Annotated in this window: 21 protein-coding genes; 11 read left to right on the forward strand and 10 right to left on the reverse strand. The window is 40.8% G+C overall.

Features of this window, described 5'->3' with window-relative positions; all coding sequences use genetic code 11:
• Positions 1-178: 178 nt before the first annotated feature.
• Positions 179-799 carry a YidB family protein gene (locus tag ACG9ZB_RS11585; protein WP_419325924.1) on the reverse strand — a complete coding sequence of 207 codons (621 nt, stop codon included), beginning with the start codon at positions 797-799 and terminating at the stop codon, positions 179-181.
• 107 nt (positions 800-906) lie between these two features.
• A complete protein-coding gene (locus ACG9ZB_RS11590; RefSeq protein WP_419325926.1) occupies positions 907-1,374 on the reverse strand; it encodes a DUF6231 family protein in 468 nt (155 codons plus the stop codon).
• A 34-nt stretch (positions 1,375-1,408) separates the two neighbouring features.
• Here ACG9ZB_RS11590 and ACG9ZB_RS11595 point away from each other — a divergent pair, with 34 nt between their 5' ends.
• Positions 1,409-2,278, forward strand: a complete 870-nt coding sequence (locus ACG9ZB_RS11595) for a DUF2797 domain-containing protein (RefSeq protein ID WP_419325927.1) — start codon at positions 1,409-1,411, stop codon at positions 2,276-2,278.
• Positions 2,279-2,360: 82 nt separating this feature from the next.
• Here ACG9ZB_RS11595 and ACG9ZB_RS11600 read toward each other — a convergent pair whose 3' ends face one another.
• From ACG9ZB_RS11600 to ACG9ZB_RS11610, 3 genes are all read right to left on the reverse strand, one after another.
• Positions 2,361-4,226: a SurA N-terminal domain-containing protein gene (locus ACG9ZB_RS11600; protein ID WP_419325928.1), complete on the reverse strand. Its 1,866-nt coding sequence runs from the start codon at positions 4,224-4,226 to the stop codon at positions 2,361-2,363.
• A gap of 131 nt (positions 4,227-4,357) precedes the next feature.
• Entirely contained in the window at positions 4,358-4,630 is a 273-nt protein-coding gene (locus tag ACG9ZB_RS11605; RefSeq protein ID WP_004651791.1) for an HU family DNA-binding protein, read from the reverse strand.
• Between the two features lie 168 nt (positions 4,631-4,798).
• Positions 4,799-5,266 (reverse strand): phasin family protein, encoded by a 468-nt coding sequence (locus ACG9ZB_RS11610; RefSeq protein ID WP_419325930.1) that lies wholly within the window; start codon positions 5,264-5,266, stop codon positions 4,799-4,801.
• A gap of 193 nt (positions 5,267-5,459) precedes the next feature.
• Here ACG9ZB_RS11610 and ACG9ZB_RS11615 point away from each other — a divergent pair, with 193 nt between their 5' ends.
• The 8 genes from ACG9ZB_RS11615 to fdx all read left to right on the forward strand — a co-directional run bounded on the left by ACG9ZB_RS11615 (position 5,460) and on the right by fdx (position 11,648).
• Complete coding sequence (locus ACG9ZB_RS11615) at positions 5,460-6,107, forward strand: hypothetical protein (protein ID WP_125274342.1); 648 nt, start codon at positions 5,460-5,462, stop codon at positions 6,105-6,107.
• A gap of 113 nt (positions 6,108-6,220) precedes the next feature.
• Complete coding sequence (locus tag ACG9ZB_RS11620) at positions 6,221-6,694, forward strand: Rrf2 family transcriptional regulator (protein WP_004697011.1); 474 nt, start codon at positions 6,221-6,223, stop codon at positions 6,692-6,694.
• A 1-nt stretch (position 6,695) separates the two neighbouring features.
• Positions 6,696-7,913, forward strand: a complete 1,218-nt coding sequence (locus tag ACG9ZB_RS11625) for an IscS subfamily cysteine desulfurase (RefSeq protein ID WP_419325931.1) — start codon at positions 6,696-6,698, stop codon at positions 7,911-7,913.
• 104 nt (positions 7,914-8,017) lie between these two features.
• Positions 8,018-8,404: a Fe-S cluster assembly scaffold IscU gene (iscU, locus tag ACG9ZB_RS11630; protein WP_004697007.1), complete on the forward strand. Its 387-nt coding sequence runs from the start codon at positions 8,018-8,020 to the stop codon at positions 8,402-8,404.
• Positions 8,405-8,440: 36 nt separating this feature from the next.
• Positions 8,441-8,761 carry an iron-sulfur cluster assembly protein IscA gene (gene iscA / locus ACG9ZB_RS11635; protein ID WP_004697006.1) on the forward strand — a complete coding sequence of 107 codons (321 nt, stop codon included), beginning with the start codon at positions 8,441-8,443 and terminating at the stop codon, positions 8,759-8,761.
• Positions 8,762-8,880: 119 nt separating this feature from the next.
• Positions 8,881-9,396 carry a Fe-S protein assembly co-chaperone HscB gene (gene hscB, locus ACG9ZB_RS11640; RefSeq protein ID WP_419325932.1) on the forward strand — a complete coding sequence of 172 codons (516 nt, stop codon included), beginning with the start codon at positions 8,881-8,883 and terminating at the stop codon, positions 9,394-9,396.
• A 37-nt stretch (positions 9,397-9,433) separates the two neighbouring features.
• On the forward strand, positions 9,434-11,293 hold the full coding sequence (hscA, locus tag ACG9ZB_RS11645; protein ID WP_419325933.1) for a Fe-S protein assembly chaperone HscA: 1,860 nt from the start codon (positions 9,434-9,436) through the stop codon (positions 11,291-11,293).
• A 16-nt stretch (positions 11,294-11,309) separates the two neighbouring features.
• Positions 11,310-11,648, forward strand: a complete 339-nt coding sequence (fdx, locus tag ACG9ZB_RS11650) for an ISC system 2Fe-2S type ferredoxin (RefSeq protein WP_004697000.1) — start codon at positions 11,310-11,312, stop codon at positions 11,646-11,648.
• Between the two features lie 77 nt (positions 11,649-11,725).
• Here the strand turns inward: fdx and ACG9ZB_RS11655 are convergent, their stop codons facing one another.
• The 4 genes from ACG9ZB_RS11655 to ACG9ZB_RS11670 all read right to left on the reverse strand — a co-directional run bounded on the left by ACG9ZB_RS11655 (position 11,726) and on the right by ACG9ZB_RS11670 (position 17,878).
• The gene (locus ACG9ZB_RS11655; protein WP_419325934.1) at positions 11,726-13,189 is read right to left on the reverse strand and encodes an adenylate/guanylate cyclase domain-containing protein; all 1,464 of its coding nucleotides are present in this window, start codon (positions 13,187-13,189) and stop codon (positions 11,726-11,728) included.
• Between the two features lie 58 nt (positions 13,190-13,247).
• Complete coding sequence (locus ACG9ZB_RS11660; RefSeq protein WP_419325935.1) at positions 13,248-13,682, reverse strand: HIT domain-containing protein; 435 nt, start codon at positions 13,680-13,682, stop codon at positions 13,248-13,250.
• 231 nt (positions 13,683-13,913) lie between these two features.
• On the reverse strand, positions 13,914-17,372 hold the full coding sequence (mfd, locus tag ACG9ZB_RS11665) for a transcription-repair coupling factor (RefSeq protein WP_419325982.1): 3,459 nt from the start codon (positions 17,370-17,372) through the stop codon (positions 13,914-13,916).
• Positions 17,373-17,512: 140 nt separating this feature from the next.
• On the reverse strand, positions 17,513-17,878 hold the full coding sequence (locus ACG9ZB_RS11670) for a hypothetical protein (RefSeq protein ID WP_419325936.1): 366 nt from the start codon (positions 17,876-17,878) through the stop codon (positions 17,513-17,515).
• A gap of 1,152 nt (positions 17,879-19,030) precedes the next feature.
• Here ACG9ZB_RS11670 and putP point away from each other — a divergent pair.
• Positions 19,031-20,554 (forward strand): sodium/proline symporter PutP, encoded by a 1,524-nt coding sequence (gene putP, locus ACG9ZB_RS11675; protein ID WP_419325937.1) that lies wholly within the window; start codon positions 19,031-19,033, stop codon positions 20,552-20,554.
• Between the two features lie 64 nt (positions 20,555-20,618).
• Here putP and ACG9ZB_RS11680 read toward each other — a convergent pair whose 3' ends face one another.
• Entirely contained in the window at positions 20,619-21,113 is a 495-nt protein-coding gene (locus ACG9ZB_RS11680; protein WP_411370148.1) for an Lrp/AsnC ligand binding domain-containing protein, read from the reverse strand.
• A 117-nt stretch (positions 21,114-21,230) separates the two neighbouring features.
• On the opposite strand from ACG9ZB_RS11680, the gene putA reads away from it, so the two are divergent.
• Positions 21,231-24,986, forward strand: coding sequence for a trifunctional transcriptional regulator/proline dehydrogenase/L-glutamate gamma-semialdehyde dehydrogenase (gene putA / locus ACG9ZB_RS11685; protein ID WP_419325939.1), 3,756 nt, complete (start codon positions 21,231-21,233; stop codon positions 24,984-24,986).
• Positions 24,987-25,229: the final 243 nt, after the last annotated feature.

The raw sequence follows: 25,229 nt of genomic DNA on the forward strand, positions 1-25,229 counted from the left end.
TTTTCTACTTCATGTACCACCATCATTTTAAAGGCCAAGCTATAATCACGTTGTGTACGTTTAACTCGTTGTTCTCGTTCATGTTCCATAAAATAAGTCTCTTAAGGTGTAAACTTATTTCAGGACGGGACATTTTAAGTAATAAAAAGCCATTCTAGAATGGCTTTTTATTTCGGATTTAGCGCTTTAAGAAACCTGAAACCAAGTTTAATACCTGTTGAATATCCGCGTTGGCTTCTTGAGGGTTGGTTTGTCCTGCTTGTGGGGTGAGTGAGTCAATAATTTGCGGTAACACTTGTGAAATAGCACTATATACATCTTGTTTAGGCGCATTCGCTTGCTCTGCAACTTGCTCCACCGCGGCATCATCAAATAAGTTTTGCACTTGCTCTGGATTTACACTGGCGTTCTCTCCTGGTCCTGTAGAAACCCAGTCCTCAACCTGACTGCTTAAACCTTGCCCTTTGAGTTTATCTAAAGCTGCCTGCAAGCCACCTTGCTGTTGAATCCATGCCAAAATTAAAGGCAATACCGCAATCAATAAACTTTTTCCATCGCCTGCGAATGCTGAGTTCTTCGAGTTTGGCGCCTGCTGCGACTGCCCACCAATCAAACCACCCAACACCGAGCCTAAAATATCACCCAAACCACCCTGTCGTGTTTGGCCTGTACCACCCGCTCCAGGTTGTCCAAGCACCGAACCCAAAATTCCACCCAAACCGCTTTGTTGGTTTGACTGTTGCTGACCGCCCATGGCCTGCTTTGCCAAAATTTCTATAATATTATTCAGGTTCGTCATCACTTTATCCTTTCTAGGTTTTTAAATAGCTTACGATGTTTAAAAAAACCCTATAGAGATAAATTGTTAATTTTTGCTATGAATGGAAAAATACAGTTACAGTCAAATCACCAACGGAATTTATTCCAGTTTTCAGGATTAGCCCAAAACTTTGAATTAAACCAGTCAGGCACATGCTTATAGGTCAAAATATTAAATTGCCATAAGGCAAAGTCTTTACCATGCGTCTTTTTATCGATCAGTTGAGTAAAACCTAAAGCACGAAGTAGTTGTTCATCCTGCAATTGACTCACCACCAGAATACGCTTTGCCATCAAATCTCTTAAACGCACCAATAGTTGTGATTTTTGTTGTGAGCTTATATTTTGCATTTCTGTCGTATCAAAAAGCACAAAACCTAAATCATAGCGCTGGGTAAAAGGCAGACTTAAAAAGTCAGATACGCTAAAATATTGCCATTGAATAGATTGATGATGATTTGGGCTGAGATCCTGCCCAATGCACAATGCAGTTGAAATATGCTGTTCTTGAGATAAATCGTCTAGCATAGAAGTAATGACGTTCAGTTCAGCCATAACCGCATCCTTAATATTGAGTGAGTAATTCTGTATGGAACTTCAAGGCATTTGCCATAAAATGCATGCAGGTCTTAAGGACCTTAGTGTAACTGATCAACATACACACAAGGCAAATGTTGAATATAAATTTATCCTAGATCGTTCAGAAGTTGACCTTCCCTTTAATGTGGGTCAAGAAATCGAGATTGAATGGACTGGTAAAATCTTCTGTGTTTCATGTGGTACGAAGACTTCTAAATCATTTTCACAAGGCCATTGCTTTAAGTGCTTTAAAACCAAAGCCTCTTGTGACATGTGTATTATGAAACCTGAAACCTGTCACTATCACCTAGGCACCTGCCGAGAAGACAGCTTCGCGCATGAAGTTTGCTTTCAGCCTCATATTGTTTATTTAGCCAACTCAAGTGCCCTAAAAGTTGGGATTACACGGATTAGCCAAATGCCAACCCGTTGGCTCGATCAAGGTGCAACCCAAGCCCTTCCAATTATGAAAGTCGGTTCGCGCCGTCTTTCAGGCCAGCTCGAAATTATGTTTGGCACACAAGTGGCAGACAAAACCGATTGGCGCAAATTACTCAAAGGCGAAGCAGAACCACTCGACTTGATTGAAGTTCGCGAACAACTCATCGAAGAGTTTGCACCTAAAATCCAAACCATTCGTGAGGAATTTAGTCAAAATCTTGAATTCAATGAAACGGTTGAACTTTTGGAAACTGAACTTCCACGCGAGTTTGTTTATCCAGTTGAGCAATATCCTGAGAAAATTAAATCCCACAATCTGGATAAAAACCCAGTTATTCGCGGTAAGTTACAAGGGATTAAAGGTCAGTACCTGATTTTAGATACGGGTGTGATTAATATTCGTAAATATTCAGGTTATGAACTCAAAATCCGTGCCTAAAGCTATTTACCCTAAAGTAGAATTTGACTATCTCTATACATAAAAAAACCTGCACGAATGCAGGTTTTTTTATAGCGTGCGATTATTTAATTTTCGCATGTGCTTTTAAGTATTGCACATAATCTTCAGCTTCTTGTTGACCACGAAGTTGTTGATATAACTTCGAAAGCTCAGCCAATTGATCATCCGTCAATGCACTAGACGTCGTCTTGTTTACGTTTGATACCGCGACCACCACCATTTCTGTTGGCAATAATGCTGTTGTTACAGACCACTGTCCTGCTTTTGGTGCCGCTTGGCTAAACGCCGCACGCTCAACTGCACGAGGTAAACCTTGTGAACGAATAAACATTTGCGGTGCAGTAAAGGTTAAGCCACTCTTAGCAACAACTGATGCCGCTGGTTGAGTTTTAAAGTCTTTTAAGCTTTGAGCAATTTTAGCTTTAGCAGCATCATAAGCTTTTTGTTCAACCAATTTTGCTTTCACACGTGGTGTTGCTTCTTGAAGCGTTTGGACACCTGCCGCATGATAATCACGTACTTTTGCCCAAACTACATCTCCATTTGGAAGTTGAATGCTGCTGGTCGCGTTACGATCACCGTTTTTCACGTCATCGTTAAACAGTTTCACTTTCACCGCAGCATTACTTAATACAGGGTGCTGTGTAGATAACGTCATCCCTTTCACAGTTTGAACTTGTACACCTTTAACTTCTTGAGACACTACGTCTAAAGCATCTGAGTCTACAACCAGTTCATTTAAACTGTTTACAGTATCAGAGAATGCATTGGCTGTTTTATTCTTTTGAATTTCCGCAGTCAAACGTACTTTTTCATTTTCAAAAGATGGTAACTTTACAGCTGGCGCATCAGTTTGAATGACATGGTAACCAAATTCAGTTTTTACAGGCGCTGACACTTGACCTGATTTAAGTGATGCTACAGCTTGGTCAAAAGCATCACCAAAAGTGCCTTTGTTATAAACTGCTAAAGCACCACCATTCGCTTTAGATGCAGTATCGTCAGAGTATTGAGCCGCAGCTGTAGCAAAGCTTGTGCCTGCTTTAATTTTTGCCACAACTTCTTCTGCACGTTTTTTCGCTTCAGCATCTGTCCGTGCATCGGTCGTAATCAGAATATGTTTAACCAAAGGTGCAACAGTATCTTTTTGTGCTTCAACAAACTGTGTATAGGCTTGCTGCAACTCAGCATCAGTTACAGGTGAAGCAGTAGCAGGAACATTGGCCGGTGTTAACAACACATAGTCAACATCTACACTAGCCACCTGTTTAAACATGGTTGGGTGTTGCTTGTAATAGTTTTCAATCTCTTGTGCTGAAACCTTGACGTTCTTTTTATATTCATCAAGATTTATATTGGCAAACTGCACGGTACGCTGTTCTGTTTGTAAGTTAGCAATTTGTTGAATATCTAATTTACTCACCAATGCATAATCAACAAAAGTCGAACGCATCATTTTTAATGCATGGTCTTGACGTAAGTTTGCAACGAGCGCATCACTACTCATGCCCACAGACTGCAAATAGCTTGAATAACGTGTTTCTGAAAATTTTCCATTTTCTTGAAAACTTGGCTGTTGAGCAATCATCTGTTCAATTTGAGTATCACTGAGTGAAATGCCCAGCTTTTCAGCCTGTTGCAATAACAAAGTATTCGCGATCAGTTGATCCATCGCTTTATCTTTAATAAAGCTTTGGTTGAGTAAAGTTTCATCACCATTGGCATAAGCTAAGAATTGTTCTTTAAAGGAAGCGGTTAAGGTCTCTAATTCCTTTTCAGAAATATCTTGGCCATTGACTGATTTTACAGCGTCTTTTGATCCGCTACTAAAATATCCTTCAATACCTACAAGTGCTAAAGGGGTCAAAAACAAAATGAGCAAAGCCTTGCCCAACCAACCCTTAATAACTTTACGAAAAGATTCCATAAGTATTCCAATATTTTATTTGCCCGAGATTTTAACTGAAAAGCGGCAATGAATGAATGTGTTATCGACACATTTTCTAATGTTTAATAAAAAACGCGCCTAAAAGGCGCGTTTAGTATTTATTTAAAAGATTAAGCAACAGAATCTTTTAAACCCTTACCAGCTTTAAAGCTTGGTACTTTGCTTGCTTTAATTTCTAAAGCAGCACCAGTTTGTGGGTTACGACCAGTACGTGCAGCACGTTCTTTCACGTTGAAGGTACCAAAACCAACAAGTGTAACTGTATCACCAGATTTAAGCGCTTCAGTGATTGAAGCAATTGTAGCGTCTAAGGCCTTACCAGCATCAGTCTTAGACAATCCCCCTTTCTCTGCAATTGCATCAATTAATTCTGATTTATTCATGTGGATCGCGTCCTCTTAATATCGTTTATTTAAGGTCCAAAAATTTAGTATAAATTACCGTAACGCCTTTATAGCAATGCTTTAGGTGAAAACGCAATACTCTGTATATGCTTTTTTGGAAAATAAATCACAAAAAAACGTTGAAAAAGGTACAAAAGCACAACCAGATCACTTTTTATTCACTTTTTCGTTTAACTTCTTATTTTCTTCAATCAAAACATCGATTTTCTCATTCAGTTGAAGAATCAGGTTCTCTAAGTACTGAATGTCTTTCACCGTGACCAATCCAATCCGGTTCAAGGAGTGATTTACCCCGCGATCCACAATCTTCTCAACCTTGTCTTTAGTATCTGTCACCGATTCACGTGCTTTCTCAGATACCTTTTCAACCGTTTGGTCAGCAATTTCAGTGGTTTTAGATTCTAACTCTTCACCGACTTGGACCAAGGAGTCAAATAATTTATTCCCCTCTTCCTCTGCACGTGAAAAAGCACCCAAACCCGCCAACCAGATTTGCTTGGTATACTTTCTAAAATCTAAACTATTTTTACGGTGAAAATGATGCTTAGTTTTTGTTTTTTTTAGTGTTTCATCTTCTTGCGAAATATCATCTAACTCTATATCTGCTTTTTCCATTAGCACCATCTCCTGCATGATTTATGTGCAAAAACATCCAAAAAATCTTATAGATTGCACTATACTAGCAAATATTAGACTTGATCGATTTGTAAAACTGTTCTACAAAGCATCTTTATTACATTTTTATTTTTAAGTCTGAAGTTTTTGCGAGCAGGATGCTCATTTCAGGTCAGGATTTAGGTTACTACTTATGAATGATTCTCAAAAAGAACACAATCAAACACATATGCTACTCACTATGGTGATGATTGTTCTTGAGACGATCTTTTCGCTTATTTTAAAACACGACCGCGTGGTTGCACTTCACTCTAAAAAGTTTGTTGAGCAAAATATTGCGATTAAAATAAATAGCTACCTACCTTATTTTGACTTCTATATCACCTTTACCGCTCAAGGTGTTTTATTTGATGCCAAAGCACCTGAAAAACCGGTCGACCTAGATGTACGCACCACATTGATGGATTTAATTAAAATTTTCGTCTTTGGAAACCGTCGTAGTATTAAAACTATGCGTATTGATGGTGACATCACCTTAAAAGATGAGTTCCGAGATTTAATTTTACATTTTAGTGCACCTAAAGTTCTTGCCGATTGGAAAAACTGGTTAACTGAACCAACTGATCCGCAAAATGTAGTTGCATCTAAAAAGCGTATTGCACCTCTTTTAGAGAAAATTGAAGAACAACGTTCTAAAATCAACACTCTACAGGTTGAAGTGAAACAATACAAAAATCGTATCCGCCGTATCGAGCAACGTCAAAAACGTATAAATGTCACATTTTTTGTGTTTTCTATACTTTTGATTAGCTTATTGGTATATAATATTTGGCTTGCATAACTACATAATATTTCAAGCAAATTAAATACGCACAATCCCTATTAAAAAAACTTGACTATTTTAGTCAGGATTCTTAAAATCTCCACATCTAGTCTAATCATGTGTATCGAATCATGCGCTTAACAACTCGCGGACGCTACGCAGTGACTGCTCTACTTGATTTAGCTTTGCAGCCAACTGAACAAACGATCACGCTTGCAGAAATTGCAGCTCGTCAAACTATCTCTGTTGCTTATCTTGAACAGTTATTTGCGAAATTAAAGCGCCACGGCTTAGTTTCTAGTATTCGTGGTGCCAACGGTGGTTACCATTTAGCTCGTCGCGCTGATGAAATTACTGTATTAGCAGTTATTGAAGCTGTAAACGAAACAGTTGATGCCACTCGCTGTGACCATAAAGGCAACTGCCAAAATGGCGCAATGTGCTTAACTCACGATTTATGGCAAGAACTCTCCCATCACATTGCCGACTATCTCGCGAAAATCACTCTTGCTGACCTTGTAGCACGTGACAACGTTCAAAAAGTTGCCATTCGCCAAAACACAGCACCTTCAGATTCAGCCCTTTTATCGGTAACAGGTATTTGACATGAAACGTCCAATTTATCTTGATTATGCAGCAACAACTCCTGTAGACCCTCAAGTCGCTGAACGCATGATGGAATGTCTGACATTTGACGGCACATTTGGCAACCCAGCGTCTCGTTCTCATGCTTACGGTTGGCAGGCAGAAGAAAAAGTAGAATATGCACGTGAACAAGTTGCGAACTTGATCAAAGCAGATCCACGCGAAATCGTTTGGACTTCTGGTGCAACTGAATCAGATAACTTAGCTCTTAAAGGCGTAGCACAATTCTATGCATCTAAAGGCAAGCACATTATTACAAGTAAAATTGAACACAAAGCTATTTTAGACACTTGCCGTGAGCTTGAGTCTGAAGGTTTTGAAATCACTTACCTTGAGCCACTTCCAAACACGGGTTTAATTACCCCTGAAATGGTTGAAGCAGCTATTCGTCCAGACACTATTCTTGTTTCCCTAATGATGGTGAACAACGAAATTGGCACTGTGACTGATGTTGCCGCAATTGGTGAAATTACTCGTGCACACAAGATCTTCTTCCATGTCGATGCGGCGCAAGCTGCAGGTAAAGTTGAAATTGACCTTTCAACTATGAAAGTTGACCTCATGAGCTTCTCTGCTCATAAAATTTATGGCCCTAAAGGTATTGGCGCACTCTATGTACGTCGTACTCCACGTGTTCGTTTAAAAGCGCAAATGCATGGTGGTGGTCATGAACGCGGTATGCGTTCTGGTACACTTGCAACACACCAAATCGTTGGTATGGGTGAAGCATTTGAACTTGCAGGTAAAAACTTAGCTTCTGAACAAACACGCATTCGCGTACTTCGTGACAAGCTTTGGAATGGCTTACAAGACTTAGAACAAATTTTCTTAAACGGTCACCCAACACAAAACGTTGCGAACTACTTAAACATAAGTTTCAACTTTGTTGAAGGTGAATCGTTAATGATGTCGTTGAAAGACGCTGCTGTATCTTCGGGTTCAGCTTGTACTTCAGCAACATTAGAACCTTCTTATGTATTACGTGCACTAGGTTTGTCTGACGAACTTGCGCACAGTTCAATTCGTTTCAGTTTTGGTAAATACACCACTGAAGCAGACATTGACCATGTACTTACAGTGACGCGTTCTGCGGTCGAGAAACTTCGTGAACTTTCTCCACTTTGGGACATGTACAAAGACGGTATCGACCTTTCTACAGTTGAGTGGGCTGAACACTAATTTTTCCCATTGAAGTCATCCACATACTGGATGGCTTCATTGAAAAATCAAGTTTTGACCCCATATTTAATATTAACGCTGACCCCGAGGTTTGGAGACGCATCATGGCTTATAGCGAAAAAGTAATTGACCATTACGAAAACCCTCGTAATGTAGGTGTATTAGACAAAAATGCTGAAAACGTAGGTACAGGTATGGTCGGAGCACCTGCATGTGGCGACGTTATGCGTTTACAAATCCAAGTAGATGACAACGGTGTGATTGAAGAAGCACGTTTCAAAACTTATGGTTGTGGTTCTGCTATTGCATCAAGCTCTTTAGTGACTGAATGGCTAAAAGGCAAAACTTTAGATCAAGCTCAAGCGATCAAAAACATTGATATCGCAACTGAACTTGCTCTTCCTCCAGTAAAAGTACACTGTTCTGTACTGGCTGAAGATGCTATTAAAGCTGCTGTTGAAGACTACCGCAGCAAAAAATCTAAAGCTTAATTGCTTCGCATTTTAAAGAAAGATTAGGGAGTTTTCATGATCAACTTAACTGAAAATGCTGCAACTCATATCAGTAATTATTTAAAAAATCGCGGTAAGGGTGAAGGTATTCGCGTTGGCGTGAAAACTTCAGGCTGTTCTGGTTTGGCTTATGTGCTTGAATTTGTCGATTCAATTGATGCACATGACACCACCTTTGAGCAGTTTGGGGTGAAAGTATTTGTAGACCCAAAAAGCTTGGTTTATCTCGATGGTATGGAGATGGACTACGTGAAAAATGGTTTAAACGAAGGCTTTGAGTTTAACAACCCAAACAAAAAAGGCGAATGTGGCTGTGGTGAATCTTTCACCGTATAACAGTTCATTAATTTGTTTTTCAACATTAAAACAGTGTGTATCACACTGTTTTAATTGCATTTACATAGAGTGTTTTTGCTTTCGCAATAACCCCCAATTTAGCGCGGAATCCCTCTCCTATGAATCATTTTGAGTTGTTTAACCTCCCAGTAGCACTCGATATTGATTTAGCAACCTTAAAATCAGAATTTTTAAAGTTGCAGCAACAATATCACCCAGATAAAGCTCTCCATAAAGATCAAGCCCTCATAAAATCAAGTGAGATCAATCAAGCATTTAAAGTTTTATCTCAGGTCGATAGCCGTGCAGGATATTTATTAGGATTAAAAAAACAAGATTATCATCTTGATCAATCCATCAATGATTTTGAATTTCTCCAGTCTGCCTTAGAAATCCGTGAACAACTTGATGAAGCACGTTCAGCAAATGAATTACAATCACTCAAATTAGACGTTCAACAATGGATTGATGGTTTAGTCCGCGAATTCAAAATTGATTTTGAAGAGGAAGATTGGGCTGAGGCACGTGATGATGTCCGCAAACTTCGCTTCTTTGTAAAAGTCATGCATGACATAGATAAAGCTGAAGATCGTTTTGAAGATAACGATAGCTTTGATTTAGATGATGAATTTTAACTTATTTTTAATTTTTGACGCTCAAAGGATGTAACACATGGCTCTCTTGCAAATTGCAGAACCTGGACAATCAAGTGCGCCACATGAACACCGTATTGCCATTGGTATCGACTTAGGTACAACACACTCTCTAGTTGCAACTGTACTTTCAGGCAAAGCAAAGGTTTTGCATGATGAACAAGGTCGTGTCTTACTCCCATCGATCGCGCATTATGGTGTAAACCAAACCCAATATGGCGACGAAGCGAAACCATTTTTGACTGCCGATCCTAAAAACACCATCGTTTCAGTCAAACGTTTTATGGGACGCTCTAAAGCCGACATTAAATTTCAACACCCCTTCACTTTAGTGGGTGAAGATAATCAAATGCCTGCTTTTGAGACTGCTCAGGGCCGCAAAACTCCTGTTGAAGTATCCGCTGAAATTTTAAAGCAACTAAAAGATCGTGCTGAAGCGAGCTTAAAAAATGAAGTCAATGGTGCAGTGATTACCGTTCCCGCATACTTCGATGAGGCTCAACGTCAAGCAACACGCGATGCCGCACAACTTGCGGGTTTAAATGTACTACGACTTTTAAATGAGCCTACTGCTGCTGCAGTTGCCTATGGTCTGGACCAAGAAACCAATCTTGCGCATGATCACAACTATGTGATTTATGACTTGGGTGGCGGTACCTTTGACGTTTCAATTTTACGCTTTTCACAAGGCGTGTTTGAAGTGTTAGCAACGGGTGGCCATACCGCATTAGGCGGTGATGATCTTGACCGCTTAATCGTAAAATGGGCGAAAAAAGAACTCAACATTGAGCAGTTCGATGACACTGAATATGCACACGTTTTAGTTGCTGCACGTAAAGCTAAAGAAGCTTTAACCGATGCAGAAAGCGTTCATTTACAAGTCCTAGAGCACAGCTTAACGCTTGATCGTGCGACATTTGAAGGCATTATCAAAGTTGCTTTAGATAAAACAATTAGTGTGTGTAAACGCGTGCTCCGCGATGCCAAGCTTGAACTCAGCGACATTCAAAACGTGGTTTTGGTCGGTGGCTCAACTCGCTCTTATGCTGTACAAAACGCGGTACGCGATGTATTTGCTCAAGAGCCATTGTGTACCATCAACCCAGACGAAGTTGTTGCTATTGGCGCATCGATTACAGCCAATCAGTTGATTGGAAATACAGCCGATGGCGCATTACTGCTTGATGTAACTCCTCTTTCTCTCGGTCTAGAAACCATGGGCGGCTTGGTTGAGCGTCTTATTTCACGTAATACCGCAATCCCAGTTGCACGTCGCCAAGAGTTCACCACCTACCAAGATGGCCAAACAGCGATGTTGATTCATGTGGTTCAAGGTGAGCGCGATTTGGTTGAGCATTGCCGTAGCTTAGGTCGTTTTGTCCTTCGCGGTATTCCACCAATGACTGCGGGTCAAGCACGCATTGAAGTGACCTTCCAAGTAGATGCCGATGGTCTACTGACGGTTTCAGCTAAAGAAACAACCTCTGGCGTACATGCTCAAATTGACATCAAACCATCATATGGTTTAGCTGATAGCGACATGGAACGCTTACTACTTGATGGTTATAAGTTTGCTGAAGAAGATAAAAATCTTCGTCACTTACAAGAAACAAAAGTTGAAGCAAAACGCGAACTCGAAGCTTTAGAGCAAGCCCTAAAAGTGGATTCTCACCTGCTCACGAATGAACAACAAGTTGCATTAAATGCGGCCAAAACTTCATTAGAAGCAACACTTGAAACAACAGAAATCAAAGCAATTGAATCTGCTGTTGAACAACTTAAAATACACAGTGATGCTTTTGCAGCAGCACGTATGAATCAGCATATCGATGCAGCGCTGAAAGGCACAAAACTCGACGATTGGTCAAACTCAAACTAATTTATAGGTAAAGACTATGCCACGTATTAAAGTTCTCCCACATGCGCAAATCTGCCCAGAAGGTGCTGAGTTTGAAGTTGAACAGAATGCGAATCTTTGTGAAAGCTTACTGAAAAATGGAATCAAGATTGAACATGCGTGCGATATGTCAGCTGCATGTACCACCTGTCACGTTGTGGTACGTAAAGGCTTCGACAGCTTAGAAGAAATGAATGATGTTGAAGCAGACCTCCTAGATCGTGCTTGGGGCTTAGAACCTGACTCTCGTTTGTCTTGCCAAGTGAAGTTAGTGGATGAAGACTTAGAAGTTGAAATTCCTAAATACACAATTAACCACGCGTCTGAAAATCACTAATTTTTAAAAGCATAAAAAAAGCCACTCATTGTAGTGGCTTTTTTACGACTCTTAGTTTTGTATCTCACGCCATCAATTTAATGATATTCATTTTTTTGAACAGGTTCTATTACTTCATCTTCAAGATTGAGTTTGACGATACCTTGCGAGTTGGTCATCTTCTGTTGGGTTTGAATGCGTTGAATCATTTTTTCTAAGACTTGAATTAACTGCGGATATTCAAAATTCTGCACTTCATCTAAGTTCAGCAGTAAATGAAACCCTTTATATTCATAATCAAACCAGCGTTGATAATCTGATTTTTGCGAGGTATATTTTTCAACGACTTGCCACGTCTTCACAGCACCTTTAATCCCCTTAAGGAAAATTGGCGCTTTCGGTGCACAAAGATAATCATTTTTTACTAAATTATGCGTATCGTCCGAAATTAAGATTTCATCCACTTGTGCTGCACTTTGTAAACGTGCAGCAAGGTTTGCATCACGACCAACAATCGTATAAGCCATACGGTGCGATGCGCCATAGTTCCCTACGTGGCAATACCCTGTAGAAATCCCCATACGAATATGCAATGGCGGATAACCCATTTTCACCCAACGCTCGCGCAGGATTTTCATTTGCTGACGCATTGCCATAGCCATTTCCAAACAGTTTTGAGCATCACGCTCTACACCTTCAGAATTAGGGTCACCAAAGAACACTAAAATTGCATCCCCCATGAATTTATCAACAGTACCTTCATATTGCTTCGCAATCTCGGTCATGTGTTTTAAATAATCATTGAGTAGGAATGCTAAATCATCCGGAATTAGGCTTTCAGAAAGCTCTGTAAAACCCTGAATATCTGAAAAGAAAACTGTCAGTTTCTTACGCTTGTATTCAATTTTCGCTTCAGACTCACCCTTCATAATCGATTGCCACAACTGAACTGGTGCATAGCGACTCAGCTGATTGGCAAACTCCATATAACGGTTCATCTGATCGAAATAGTGATTTTTGCGGCGGTATATGTCTTGCATTTGGTTGCGCTGATAATAGCTACCCACGCCAAAATAAGTGGTGAGGCACAAAAAACCCAATATGATCAGTTCGGTACTGGTAGCCTCGAAATACTCACCAAAACCGAAGACAAAGATAATTGAGAGATAAAAGACAACCACCCCAATCAGGCTGGCCAAAGACACCATCAAAAAAGAAATTTTATTGCTAATAGCCGTGTAAAGCATAGCAAAAATGGTTAAAAATGTGAGTACGATACTGAGATGTACAGCGGCTAAAATGATCGCAGTAATGACAATATCAATAACAAACATTACACCGCGTCGCATCGTATTATTGAAGCGATAACCTAACCACCTTGAAAATGGGGGGGTGATCAATAATACAATGAGCAACAGCAGCGGCACGTAAATCTGATATTGAGTATCTGCCATCGTATAATGATAGACGATGGTTATTAAAGACAGCATGCTATATCCCATCGCACGATGGAAATACACAAATTGTTTGGGCTCTTTAGATAACCAATGATCTAATGGCACTGCTCGTTCCCCATTATGCACACGATCAAATCATCCCTGATTTGATTTCTCACGTGTATTAGTCCATACGCCAATCGAATGGCATATCACCTTGGCCACGTAGTGCAAGCATTAAAGTTTGACGCATATGCGCAAGCACTTCATTGCTATAAGGAACAGCGGGAGTACCCCAAACTGGTTTTGGCCATGCGACATCGTTTTGATAACGTACAACATGGTGAAAATGGAGCTGCGGAACCATATTACCTAAAGCAGCAACATTCATTTTGTCAGCACGGAATACACGAGCCAATTGGCTTGATAACCAGCTTGACTCACGTAAAAACTGTTCTTGGTCGGCTTGACTAAGCTCATATAACTCAGTGATGCCTGGCACGCGTGGAATTAAAATTAACCACGGGAATTGCATATCATTCATTAAGCGACATGTTGAAAGTGGAAAGTCGCCTACAAAAAACGTATCTTGAGCAAGTTGTGAATGCAAACTAAACATATCTTTATAAATGATGCAAATTAGAATAATGGCTAATACTATCACATCCAATCAGAGGTGAATATTGTAAGCAATGTGTTTCAACACAAATAAACTACGTTTTACTTTGAACCACATCACATTTATTACTCTAATAAATTTCGTCAAAAAATCAAGTCTTTCTTTTTATAGCGCAAGTCCGCAAGAAAAACCTGATATCTGTATGAAATCACAGCAAATTAAAGCTAAATTTTAATGCAACTCTTTCAACAAACTTTCCAATAAGTCATTGATAAATTGAATCCGTTTTTCATATTCCTCTAGCATAACCATAACCTTTAAGCGCTGACCACCTTCCATCCTAAAAAAGGTCGGGTGTTTTTGCATCATCTGAATAATACTAATCGCCTGAACAGGAGTATCAGGTGAGAATTCAATCGTACCACCATTGGCAGAAATATCCACTTTGGTAATGCCCAGTGTTTCTGCTTTCAAACGCATCTGATGTACAGCAAAAAGCTGCTTTACAGGTTGTGGTGGTATCCCAAAACGGTCAATCAACTCCATACGAATGTTATCGAGTTTTTCCTGACTGTCCGTATTACTAATGCGCTTATAGAACAATAAACGCTGATGGACATCTCCTAGATATTCATCTGGAATCAAGGCCGGCATATGTAAATTGATTTCTGCGGTCAGTGAGAGTGGCGCATCGAAATTTGGGGTTTTGCCCTTTTGAATGGCTTTGGTCGCCTTTTCGAGCATCTCCATATATAAGCTATAGCCAATGGCTTGCATTGAACCACTTTGTTGCTCGCCAAGTAGCTCACCCGCTCCGCGAATTTCTAAGTCTTCCGTCGCTAACATAAAGCCCGCACCTAATGTCGATGCCCGCTGAATCGCATCCAGACGTTTTTCAGCATCGCCTTTCAACCCTTTGATGGATGGCACCAACAGATAGGCATAAGCTTGGTGATGCGAGCGCCCTACACGTCCACGCAGTTGATGCAACTGCGCCAAACCCAGCTTATCTGCCCGTTCAATTAAAATGGTATTGGCATTCGGAACATCAATCCCTGTTTCAATAATGGTTGAGCAGACCAGCACGTTATATTCTTTATGGTAGAACTGCTGCATGACTTGCTCTAACTCGCGTTCACGCATTTGACCATGTGCAACAGCCACACGTGCCTCAGGGACCAACTCTCGAAGACTCTCCGCTGCACGCTCAATGGTTTCGACCTCATTATGCAAGAAATAAACTTGGCCACCACGCAGTAACTCACGCAAGATGGCTTCTTTAACTGAATCACCCGTATGTTCTTGCACAAACGTTTTTACCGCTAAACGTCGTGAAGGTGGTGTGGCAATAATGGATAGATCACGCATGCCACTAAAGGCCATATTTAAAGTCCGTGGAATTGGAGTTGCAGTCAGAGTCAACATATCCACATCTGCACGCATTGCTTTAATCCGCTCTTTATCACGTACACCGAAGCGGTGTTCTTCATCCACAATCATTAAGCCTAAGTCTTTAAACTGGACACTTTCTTGTAGAATTTTATGCGTACCAATCACGATGTCGACTTTGCCCTCAGCTAAGTCTTCGATCGTTTTGGTATGTGATTTACTGCTGCCAAAACGCGATAAAACTTCGATACGAATAGGCCAGTCTGCAAAACGGTCTTTAAAAGACTCATAATGCTGTTGGGCCAGCAACGTCGTCGGCACCAAAACAGCCACTTGTTTGTTGTTCTGCACAGCTAAGAATGCTGCGCGCATCGCAACTTCGGTTTTACCAAAGCCCACATCACCACAGACCAAGCGATCCATCGGCTTAGCCAATTGCATATCATACAAAGTCGCTTCAATGGCATTGGCTTGATCGAGTGTTTCTTCATAGGCAAAGCCACTGACAAACTGCATATATTGACCTTGATCCAACTCAAAACCAAAACCTAGTTTGGCTTGACGACGGGCTTGGATATGCAATAACTCCGCTGCTACATCATGGATTTGCTCCAATGCTTTACGCTTTGCTTTACTCCAAGCATCAGTACCCAGCTTATGCAAGGGTGCTAGGTCTGGGTCACCGCCGCTATAACGGCTGATCAAATGTAAATTGGTGACAGGAACATAGACTTTGGCAGCATCGGCGTAATCGAGCTGCAAGAATTCATAGTCTTGATCATCAATGCTTAAAGTGACTAAGCCCGCATAACGTCCCACACCATAGTCGATATGCACCACCGGCGCACCCATACTCAATTCAGTCAAACTACGGATGAGAAACTCTTCCGAAACCTCTTGCTGACGTTTACGACGGCGCTGTACAACGCGATGCTCATACAACTGATTTTCAGAAATGATGCTAATGCTGTCTTTTAATACCAAGCCACGCTCTAATGGCGCACTGGTAATTGCAATGGCATGTAAGGATTTTTGAAATTCAGCAAAATTCTCAACATTAGGAATCTCTCCCAATGCCGCACGCAAGGCATCTTTTAAAGTTTCTCGACGCCCAGCGCTTTCAGCAACCAGTAATACTGGATGGTTAGCAGCATCAATATACTGTTTAACCGCATGAAAGGGCTTTTCATACTTAGGATCGACTGCTAAACGTGGTGGAAGCACGGTGTTTAAATTGATCACACCTGCTTTTAGATCAAAAGCCTCGACTGAAGCGATAATGCGGGGAAAGCTATTGAGCTGCTCTAAAACTTGATTGGTCGAAATAAAAAGATGGTTAGGCGCTAAAATTGGCTGGTCAACATTATGGCGACGGTCTTCATAACGGCGGTGGATTTCTTTCCAAAAACTATCTAAACCATCATCAACTTGCTTATCTGTAATGACAATGGAATGGCTTGGTAAATACGAAAGCAGTGTACTTTGGGTTTCCATCTGCGCTGCACTGAAAAAGAGTGGGAAATAGAATTCAATCCCTGGTGATGCAATCCCTTCTAACACATCCTGATAAATTGGATTTTTCTTTGGATTTGCCGTCGGAAACATTTCTGCATAGCGATCACGAAATATGCTGCGTGCCTCTTTCAGCGGAAACTCTTTAGCTGGTAATACGGAAAACTGTTTTAAGTTTTGCGTAGTGCGCTGTGTTTCAGGATCAAAAAATTTGAGGGTTTCAATTTCATCATCAAACAAATCTATGCGAATTGGTGCAGCTTGACCTGAGGCATATATATCCATAATGCTACCCCGAACCGCAAATTCACCATGGTCATATACTGTGTCGACCAAATGATAGCCTGCTTGAATCAAACGCTTCTTTTGCTGTTCCAATTCAAACTTTTGACCAACGTGAATATCAAAGTGTTCTCCCAACACCCACGACGTCGGCGCTACACGCTGTGCCAAGGTCGAAGCCGAAATCAGTAAGACGCCTGTTTGCGGCATATTGGATAAAATTGCGAGGCGCTCAGATACAATATCTTGATGAGGAGATAAACGGTCATAAGGCAGAATTTCCCAGTCTGGGAAAATGGTCGGTCGAATACCGTAAAATTCAAATTCACTTTCGAGTTGTGCTAAGTGTTGATTGTTTTTTGCAACAACCACAAAGAGCTGGTTATTTTGTGTGCTTAACGTTTGAATGAATAATGCAGTTGAAGAGCCGAGCAAATTTCCCAGCCAACGTTTTTCGCCTGCTTTTAGTTGTTGCACATTCAGTTGGGAGATTTCTTCTTGGAACATGGACATGGCTTTAGCATTTAAAAACATGCGTCATATACTAGCATGATGTCCTCTCGCTGCATGTTATTTTTCACGACAACAACATCATCAATCTAGCGCTAAGTTCTTTTTACAACTCAAATTTATGGCTTTTAAAAGACTTATTTTTTGTCACGTATAAACTGGTAATAATAGTCATTAAGTAGCTTAATCATTCGCTTTAGCTCAGTTAAGTTTTCTAAATTATTACCTAAACGTGCGACAAATCGTTCATTGGCAATTTCTAAGTCGATTTTCTCATTGATTAGCATAGCACTATAAAAAAGTGCATTAAGGTCATCAAACTGACTAATTCTACGATTTGAAAAATAGACCAAACGTTCAGCATGTATGGCATTTAGCACAATACCTTCAATGATAAAGCCTTTTTCATCATCATATTCAATCTCATGCTGCTGCAAAAAAAGTTGTTCTGGCGCATCTTTCTTGAATTTAAATAATTGGCCTAATTTACTCAGCATAGACATCTAATCCTGGTTCTTCACTCAAGCTTATTGTAGTTCTAACTGCTACCTTTTGTTAGCGTGTATTGGCTTAAAAGTATAAAAGCAGCGCATTGACTACTTTTATACCTATATAGTTATAAATGTCCTAGCGAACTTATGCTAAAGGCACAACCGTAGGCGTCACCTCAACAACAAAGTTTCAAATAAGAAAATGTGACCTAAGGGGTATTGAGTCAACAACCCTTTCCCCAATACCACTTGCTGAATTGTTTTGTTTTTCCGCAACACACTGTTTACCCATTTCATCACATTTCACGACCTAAAATTCGATTAAAAAGTGAGAATACCAACAATAATTAATTGCTAAACATAACGCCACTGTAGAAAGTATTGGTCGATTGATATTTATTGATATGATCGTTTTTGAAAATAAAATCATATTTACCTTTAGTAAGAGATAGATGCTCCAATGCAATATTGGTCAGTACTTCGTTGCTATCCATTTAATTGAAGTGTCCACTCCACCTTTATAGGCATCTATGGTTAGATGCAAGGGAAAAGCGTGTAACCAACTTTAAGACGTTTGGCTCAATTGGTCACATGCCCCCGCAATAGCCTGCACAATTTCAGGAGAAATTTTGTCAAATTTGTAGGTAATTTATAACGACTCTATTTTCACTTGTTCCAAAGCAAACAGAAAATGCCATTGAATTCCTATTTTCTAATTAGAAATTTGAAAGTTTTCCAATGCATTCAAAGTATGAACGCCTTAACAAAATTAGTTCAATGGTGAAATATTCGTCTTATCTATCTATTTCACGACTGTAGATACACTTCATAAATGAAACAATTTATGTGTAAATACACCTGTTTTGCAGGTAATGTAATTTTTCGTAAGCAATAAAAAATCATAAATTATAACTAGCCTGCTGATTTTACGAAATAAATGCTTAGAATTTCATTCACCCCATAAAAAAGAATAATAATTGACCAATAAATAACATATTTTCAACAACTTATTGTTTAATTTTAAAAAACAATTAATAATTACATAAAATAAACAAAAACACCTCACAACTGTTACAGAGTGTAATTTTATTTTTATGCTTGAATCGCCGTCTCAAACAAAGCGATTAAAAAATCTCCCAAGTCGGATTTTGCCAAGGAATGCCTATGAGTCAAATTAACCCCACCCTCGTCACATTTTTAGTTTATATCATTGCCATGATTGGCATCGGTTTGTATGCATACAAGTCCACAAACAACTTTGATGATTACATCTTAGGTGGTCGTAGTTTAGGAAGTGTGGTTACTGCACTTTCTGCAGGTGCATCAGACATGAGTGGCTGGTTACTGATGGGCTTACCGGGCGCAATTTATTTGTCTGGTTTGTCTGAAGCGTGGATTGCTGTAGGTCTGATCATTGGTGCATGGCTCAACTGGTTATTGGTTGCAGGACGTTTACGTGTACATACTGAAGTCCAAAACAATGCCCTCACCCTGCCTGATTATTTCACAGGTCGTTTCGCAGATCGTAAACGTATCTTGCGTATGATCTCAGCGATCGTCATTTTAGTATTCTTCGCGATTTACTGTGCTTCAGGCATGGTCGCTGGCTCACGTTTATTTGAAAGCATTTTTGGCTGGGACTACACCACTGCTCTTTGGATTAGCGCAATTGCAACCATCAGTTATGTATGTATCGGTGGCTTCCTTGCTATTAGCTGGACAGACACCTTCCAAGCAGGCTTAATGATTTTTGCTCTGCTGCTTACCCCAATCATGACTTATCTTGCAATTGATGGTAATGCTGCACAGTTCACAGTCCTGCTTGAAACTGCTCGCCCACAAGCCATGCACATTGTCTCTGAACTCAGCACTGTTGCCATCTTGTCATCATTGGCATGGGGCTTAGGCTATTTTGGTCAGCCACACATTTTAGTGCGCTTCATGGCTGCAGACTCTGTGAAAACAATTCCTGCTGCGCGTCGCATTGGTATGACATGGATGATTTTATGTCTAGGTGGTGCGGTAGGTGCAGGTTTCATTGCGATTGCTTACTTCCAACAACACCCTGAACTGGCGGCTGTGGTTTCTCAAAACCCTGAAACTGTGTTCATGGAACTGACTAAAATATTATTCAACCCGTGGATTGCAGGCATTGTTTTAGCTGCAATTTTAGCTGCGGTGATGAGTACATTAAGCTGTCAGTTACTGGTTTGTTCTACAACATTGACAGAAGATATGTACAAAGCATTCATCCGTAAAACAGCTTCTCAAAAAGAATTGGTCTGGGTGGGGCGTTTCATGGTTCTTGCAGTTGCTGTTCTTGCAATTTGCTTAGCAAGCAACCCTGACAGTAAAGTTCTAGGCCTTGTAGCTTATGCATGGGCAGGTTTTGGTGCGGCATTTGGTCCACTGATTATCTTGTCTTTGTTCTGGAAGCGCATGACTTTGAATGGTGCTATTGCAGGTATTATTGTTGGTGCGGTAACCGTGATTGTATGGAAAAATGCATTAGGACACTTAGGTCTATATGAAATTATTCCAGGCTTCATCTTCTCTTGGGTCAGCATTGTAGTTGTAAGCTTAATGGGTAAAGCCCCTGAAGCTGAAGTGATACAACGCTTTGAACAAGCAGACAGCATGTACAAACAAGCCATGGCTGAAATGAAAGAAGAATCTACACAACGTTAATTTAACGTGTAGACCAACAAAAAAGGGGCTTTTAAGCCCCTTTTTTTACATCTCATGCACTCAATTATTTCGACAACGGTTTGTACTTAAGTTGAATACGCGAGCTTTCTTTGATGACTTCCATCACGGGATAACTGCGTGTTTCTTTAACGCCCGGCAGTTGCCACAAGACTTGACCTGAGATTTTTCGGAACTCATCCATACTGGCACAGCGAATCTTCACCACAAAATCAAAGCCCCCACTGGTCATATGACATTCCACAATTTCATCATGTTGTAGTACTGCATGGCGAAAATCTTCCAAGACATGTGGGGTAGTTTTATCCAAAAGTATCTCAACAAAAACCACAAAACTGGCATTCAGCATGTTTGGATTTAAGCGTGCTTCATAACTCAGAATAAAGCCTTCCTTGGTTAATTTTTGCACCCGAGCCAAAGCAGCTGTCGCTGATAAGTTTACTTCTTCGGCAAGTTTAATATTCGATATTTTTCCATCTCTTTGAAGAATATCCAATATTTTTATATCTGTTCGGTCCAAGTTAAAAATTGGGCTCGTCATCTGAATTAATCTCTAAATAGCATACAAATTATAGTGAGTTATTCGGCATTCTTTCTGTAATCATAAATTAATTACTATAGATCTCTCAACACATTATTGTATGCACAGGATGTAGGCATGAATATGATGGAAAGCAATACGCATTTCAACGACGCTCAAACTCAATTTGAATATATTACCGAATTCAAAGAAAAAAGTGAGCTTGAAGTTGAGATCAATACCGCTTGGCGACGTGCCGAAACTGACTGTGTTCAAAACTTATTAGACCACAGCAAAATCTCTGACGAGATGAATCAACGCATTCATGAACTTGCATTTGATTTGGCTCATACTTTACGTGAACGTAAAAGCGGCAGCGGTAAAGCAGGTATTGTACAGGGTCTCTTACAAGAATTTGCACTGTCTTCTCAAGAAGGCATCGCGCTGATGTGTTTAGCTGAAGCATTGCTTCGTATTCCTGACATGGCGACACGTGACTTGTTGATTAAGGACAAAATCAACCAAGGCAACTGGAAAGAGCACGTTGGTCAAAGTAACTTAATGTTTGTCAATGCAGCAGCATGGGGTCTCATGTTGACTGGCAAGTTGATGGAAACCCCAAAGCAAAATAGCTTATCAGGCACTTTAACAGGCTTATTGGCACGTAGTGGTCGTGGCATCATCCGTAAAGCAGTTGATGTGGCAATGCGCATGATGGGCGAACAGTTTGTCACTGGCGAAACCATTGGTGAAGCATTGCAACATGCTGAACGTCTTGAAGAAAAAGGTTTTCGCTATTCATACGACATGCTGGGTGAAGCGGCACTGACCGATCACGATGCTGATCGTTATATGAAAGACTATACCGATGCCATTCATGCCATTGGGCAAGCCTCAAAAGACAAAGATGTCTATGACGGCCCGGGTATTTCAATTAAATTATCTGCTCTACACCCGCGTTACCAACGTGCCCAAATTGCACGTGTACATGACGAACTTTATGGCAAAGTCTTTGTTCTTGCTAAATTGGCACGCGGTTATAACATCGGTCTAAATATCGACGCAGAAGAATCTGAGCGTTTAGAAATTTCTTTAGAAATGCTCGAACGCTTATGCTTTGAACCAGAACTCAAAGACTGGAAAGGCATTGGTTTCGTTATCCAAGCGTATCAAAAACGTTGTTTCTACGTGGTTGACTACATCGTAGACTTGGCTAAACGTAGTGAAAAACGCTTAATGATCCGCTTAGTGAAAGGCGCGTACTGGGACAGCGAAATCAAGAAAGCGCAAATTGAAGGGATGACCGACTATCCTGTATTTACCCGTAAAGTACATACAGACTTGTCGTATATCGCATGTGCGAAAAAATTATTGGCTGCACCAGAACAAATCTACCCTCAGTTTGCAACACATAATGCACAAACCTTGGCAACCATTTATGAAATGGCCAACCCAGAGAAATACTACGTGGGTCAGTATGAGTTCCAATGCTTACATGGCATGGGCGAGCCACTGTATGAACAAGTAGTCGGTGAAAAGCAAGATAAAAAACTAGGTGTACCATGCCGTATTTATGCGCCTGTCGGTAACCATGAAACACTATTAGCTTATCTTGTACGCCGTTTACTTGAAAATGGTGCAAACACTTCTTTTGTCAACCGTATTGCAGACAAGTCACTTGCAATTGATGATTTGATTGAAAACCCAACTCAAACCATTTTAAGCAGTGCAAAACGTGAAAATATCGTGGGTCAAAAGCACCTTTCGATTCCACTTCCTGCTGAGCTTTATGGCCAACTACGCGCGAATTCTAAAGGTTTAGACCTTGCAAATGACTCTGCATTAGCTCAGCTGAACCAAACAGCTCAACAGTTTGCTAAACACCAATGGTCTGCTGCACCAATGGGTGAGCACATCCAGACCAATGACGCCGTTGCTCCACAAACCATTATTAACCCAGCACGTCACTCAGATGTTGTAGGTTATGTACAAGAAGCAACAACTGAACAAGTTGAGCAAGCATTAAATAATGCGCAGGCTGTTCAAGAGATTTGGGCACGTACGGCTAAAGACACCCGTGCAAGTTACCTACTTCGCGCTGCTGACTTAATGGAAGCTCGCTTAGAAGAACTGATGGTTTTACTTTGTCGTGAAAGCGGTAAAACATATGCTAATGCAATTGCAGAAGTTCGTGAAGCTGTAGATTTCTTACGCTATTACGCAACGCAAATGATTGATCTAGATGCAAACGCAGAAGTTAAGCCTTTAGGCACGATGCTATGTATTAGCCCATGGAACTTCCCTTTGGCTATCTTCACAGGTCAAGTCGCTGCTGCATTGGTTGCGGGTAATACCGTGATTGCTAAACCAGCTGAACAAACACCATTGATTGCAGCGCAAGCAATTCAAATCTTATGGCAAGCGGGTGTGCCTCAAGCGGCTGTACAGCTGATGCCGGGTCGTGGTGAAACTGTGGGTGCACAACTCAGTGCAGCCGAGCAAGTTCAAGGCATCATGTTCACAGGTTCTACTGAAGTTGCTAAGATTTTGCAAAAAACTGTGGCGAAACGTTTGAGCAAAACTGGTGAAAGCATTCCACTGATTGCTGAAACAGGCGGTCAAAATGCCATGATCGTTGACTCATCAGCACTAACCGAGCAAGTTGTACTCGACGTTGTAAGTTCAGCTTATGACAGCGCAGGTCAACGTTGTTCTGCCCTTCGCGTACTATGTGTACAAGAAGATAATGCCGATGCTGTGATTCAAATGCTTAAAGGGGCAATGCAGCAGCTTCAAGTGGGCAACCCATATCTACTTAAAACAGATATTGGTCCTGTGATTGATGCTGAAGCGCAAGAAAATATTCAAAAGCACATCGACAAGATGCGCCAAAAAGGTCATCGCGTACATCAGTTGATGCGTAATGATGCTCAAGACGCTGAACTAGAGGCAGGTACGTTTATTACACCAACATTAATTGAGTTACCAAATCTCAATGATTTAGAGCGCGAAGTGTTTGGTCCTGTGCTGCATGTGATTCGCTTTAACCAAGGTTCACTCAAACAGTTACTTGAGCATATCAACAGCAAAGGCTATGGCCTAACGATGGGTCTACATACTCGTATTGATGAAACCATTCAAACTGTAATGACCCATGCTGAAGTAGGTAATCTCTACATCAACCGTAACATCGTGGGTGCAGTTGTCGGCGTACAACCTTTTGGTGGCGAAGGTTTATCAGGTACAGGCCCTAAAGCAGGTGGTCCAATTTATCTATATCGCCTAATGCAAAACTGCTCTGCGAAAAAGTTAAACAAACCTTTTGCAACAGGTGCTGATTTGAACCCTCAGGTCGAGTTCAGCAACTCTGCATTGTTCCTTGAGTGGGCAGCTAAAACCTTCCCAGCAGTGAAATTGGCAAAAATTGAGAACTTCTGTTCAGGTCATCATTACGAGCTGCAAGGTCCAACAGGTGAAAGCAACCAATACATGGTGATTCCACGTCATGCAGTGTTGTCATTAGCTGAACAAGAAGCGGATCAGCTACAACAGTTGAATGCGATTTTTGCAGTGGGTAGCCGTCCAGCAGTGCTTGCAGATAACAGCTTTGTGCTAAAACACATGCCAAGCATGCCTAAAGCATTGGCTCAAGCATTCCATGTCATCAAAGACATCAAAACTGATGCTTTTGATGCAGTACTACACCATGGTACGACAGCGCAACTTTTAGCTCTGCAACAGCAGATTGCTGAGCGTCAAGGTGCGATTGTCGGTATTACTCACCTTAGCCCATCACAAACTGCCATTCCTTTAGAACGTTTTGTGATTGAACGCGCTATTAGTGTTAACACCGCAGCTGCTGGTGGTAATGCAAGTCTCATGACTTTGAACTAAGCCGAATTTAAACCTGTAGCCCTCATCGGGACTGCAGGTTTATTATTGTGTTTCCTCTATTGCCAAGTCAACATCTCCTGGTCTGTTTACTTGGCATTTTTTATGCGACTCGGTTTGGCCTAATCTGCTCGAAAATTTCCGATATGGCACAGCATCAAGCCATCTGTAGCATAAATAAAGCCCACGCTTTTGCTGAATATCTTTAGGCTAATTCGGCAAACTTTGTTACCATCTCTTTTTTCA

Source organism: Acinetobacter johnsonii (genome assembly GCF_048551975.1).
GTDB lineage: Bacteria > Pseudomonadota > Gammaproteobacteria > Pseudomonadales > Moraxellaceae > Acinetobacter > Acinetobacter johnsonii_A.

What these genes read in the sequence shown, in the direction of transcription:
- ACG9ZB_RS11590 (WP_419325926.1), bottom strand. Translation starts at nt 1,374, where the DNA reads ATGGCTGAACTGAACGTCATTACTTCTATGCTAGACGATTTATCTCAA.
- ACG9ZB_RS11625 (WP_419325931.1), top strand. Translation starts at nt 6,696, where the DNA reads ATGAAACGTCCAATTTATCTTGATTATGCAGCAACAACTCCTGTAGAC.
- ACG9ZB_RS11670 (WP_419325936.1), bottom strand. Translation starts at nt 17,878, where the DNA reads ATGTCTATGCTGAGTAAATTAGGCCAATTATTTAAATTCAAGAAAGAT.
- putA (WP_419325939.1), top strand. Translation starts at nt 21,231, where the DNA reads ATGAATATGATGGAAAGCAATACGCATTTCAACGACGCTCAAACTCAA.
- mfd (WP_419325982.1), bottom strand. Translation starts at nt 17,372, where the DNA reads ATGTTCCAAGAAGAAATCTCCCAACTGAATGTGCAACAACTAAAAGCA.
- fdx (WP_004697000.1), top strand. Translation starts at nt 11,310, where the DNA reads ATGCCACGTATTAAAGTTCTCCCACATGCGCAAATCTGCCCAGAAGGT.
- ACG9ZB_RS11615 (WP_125274342.1), top strand. Translation starts at nt 5,460, where the DNA reads ATGAATGATTCTCAAAAAGAACACAATCAAACACATATGCTACTCACT.
- ACG9ZB_RS11680 (WP_411370148.1), bottom strand. Translation starts at nt 21,113, where the DNA reads ATGACGAGCCCAATTTTTAACTTGGACCGAACAGATATAAAAATATTG.
- iscU (WP_004697007.1), top strand. Translation starts at nt 8,018, where the DNA reads ATGGCTTATAGCGAAAAAGTAATTGACCATTACGAAAACCCTCGTAAT.
- iscA (WP_004697006.1), top strand. Translation starts at nt 8,441, where the DNA reads ATGATCAACTTAACTGAAAATGCTGCAACTCATATCAGTAATTATTTA.
- ACG9ZB_RS11610 (WP_419325930.1), bottom strand. Translation starts at nt 5,266, where the DNA reads ATGGAAAAAGCAGATATAGAGTTAGATGATATTTCGCAAGAAGATGAA.
- ACG9ZB_RS11620 (WP_004697011.1), top strand. Translation starts at nt 6,221, where the DNA reads ATGCGCTTAACAACTCGCGGACGCTACGCAGTGACTGCTCTACTTGAT.
- ACG9ZB_RS11595 (WP_419325927.1), top strand. Translation starts at nt 1,409, where the DNA reads ATGGAACTTCAAGGCATTTGCCATAAAATGCATGCAGGTCTTAAGGAC.
- hscA (WP_419325933.1), top strand. Translation starts at nt 9,434, where the DNA reads ATGGCTCTCTTGCAAATTGCAGAACCTGGACAATCAAGTGCGCCACAT.
- ACG9ZB_RS11585 (WP_419325924.1), bottom strand. Translation starts at nt 799, where the DNA reads ATGACGAACCTGAATAATATTATAGAAATTTTGGCAAAGCAGGCCATG.
- ACG9ZB_RS11605 (WP_004651791.1), bottom strand. Translation starts at nt 4,630, where the DNA reads ATGAATAAATCAGAATTAATTGATGCAATTGCAGAGAAAGGGGGATTG.
- ACG9ZB_RS11600 (WP_419325928.1), bottom strand. Translation starts at nt 4,226, where the DNA reads ATGGAATCTTTTCGTAAAGTTATTAAGGGTTGGTTGGGCAAGGCTTTG.
- ACG9ZB_RS11660 (WP_419325935.1), bottom strand. Translation starts at nt 13,682, where the DNA reads ATGTTTAGTTTGCATTCACAACTTGCTCAAGATACGTTTTTTGTAGGC.
- putP (WP_419325937.1), top strand. Translation starts at nt 19,031, where the DNA reads ATGAGTCAAATTAACCCCACCCTCGTCACATTTTTAGTTTATATCATT.
- hscB (WP_419325932.1), top strand. Translation starts at nt 8,881, where the DNA reads ATGAATCATTTTGAGTTGTTTAACCTCCCAGTAGCACTCGATATTGAT.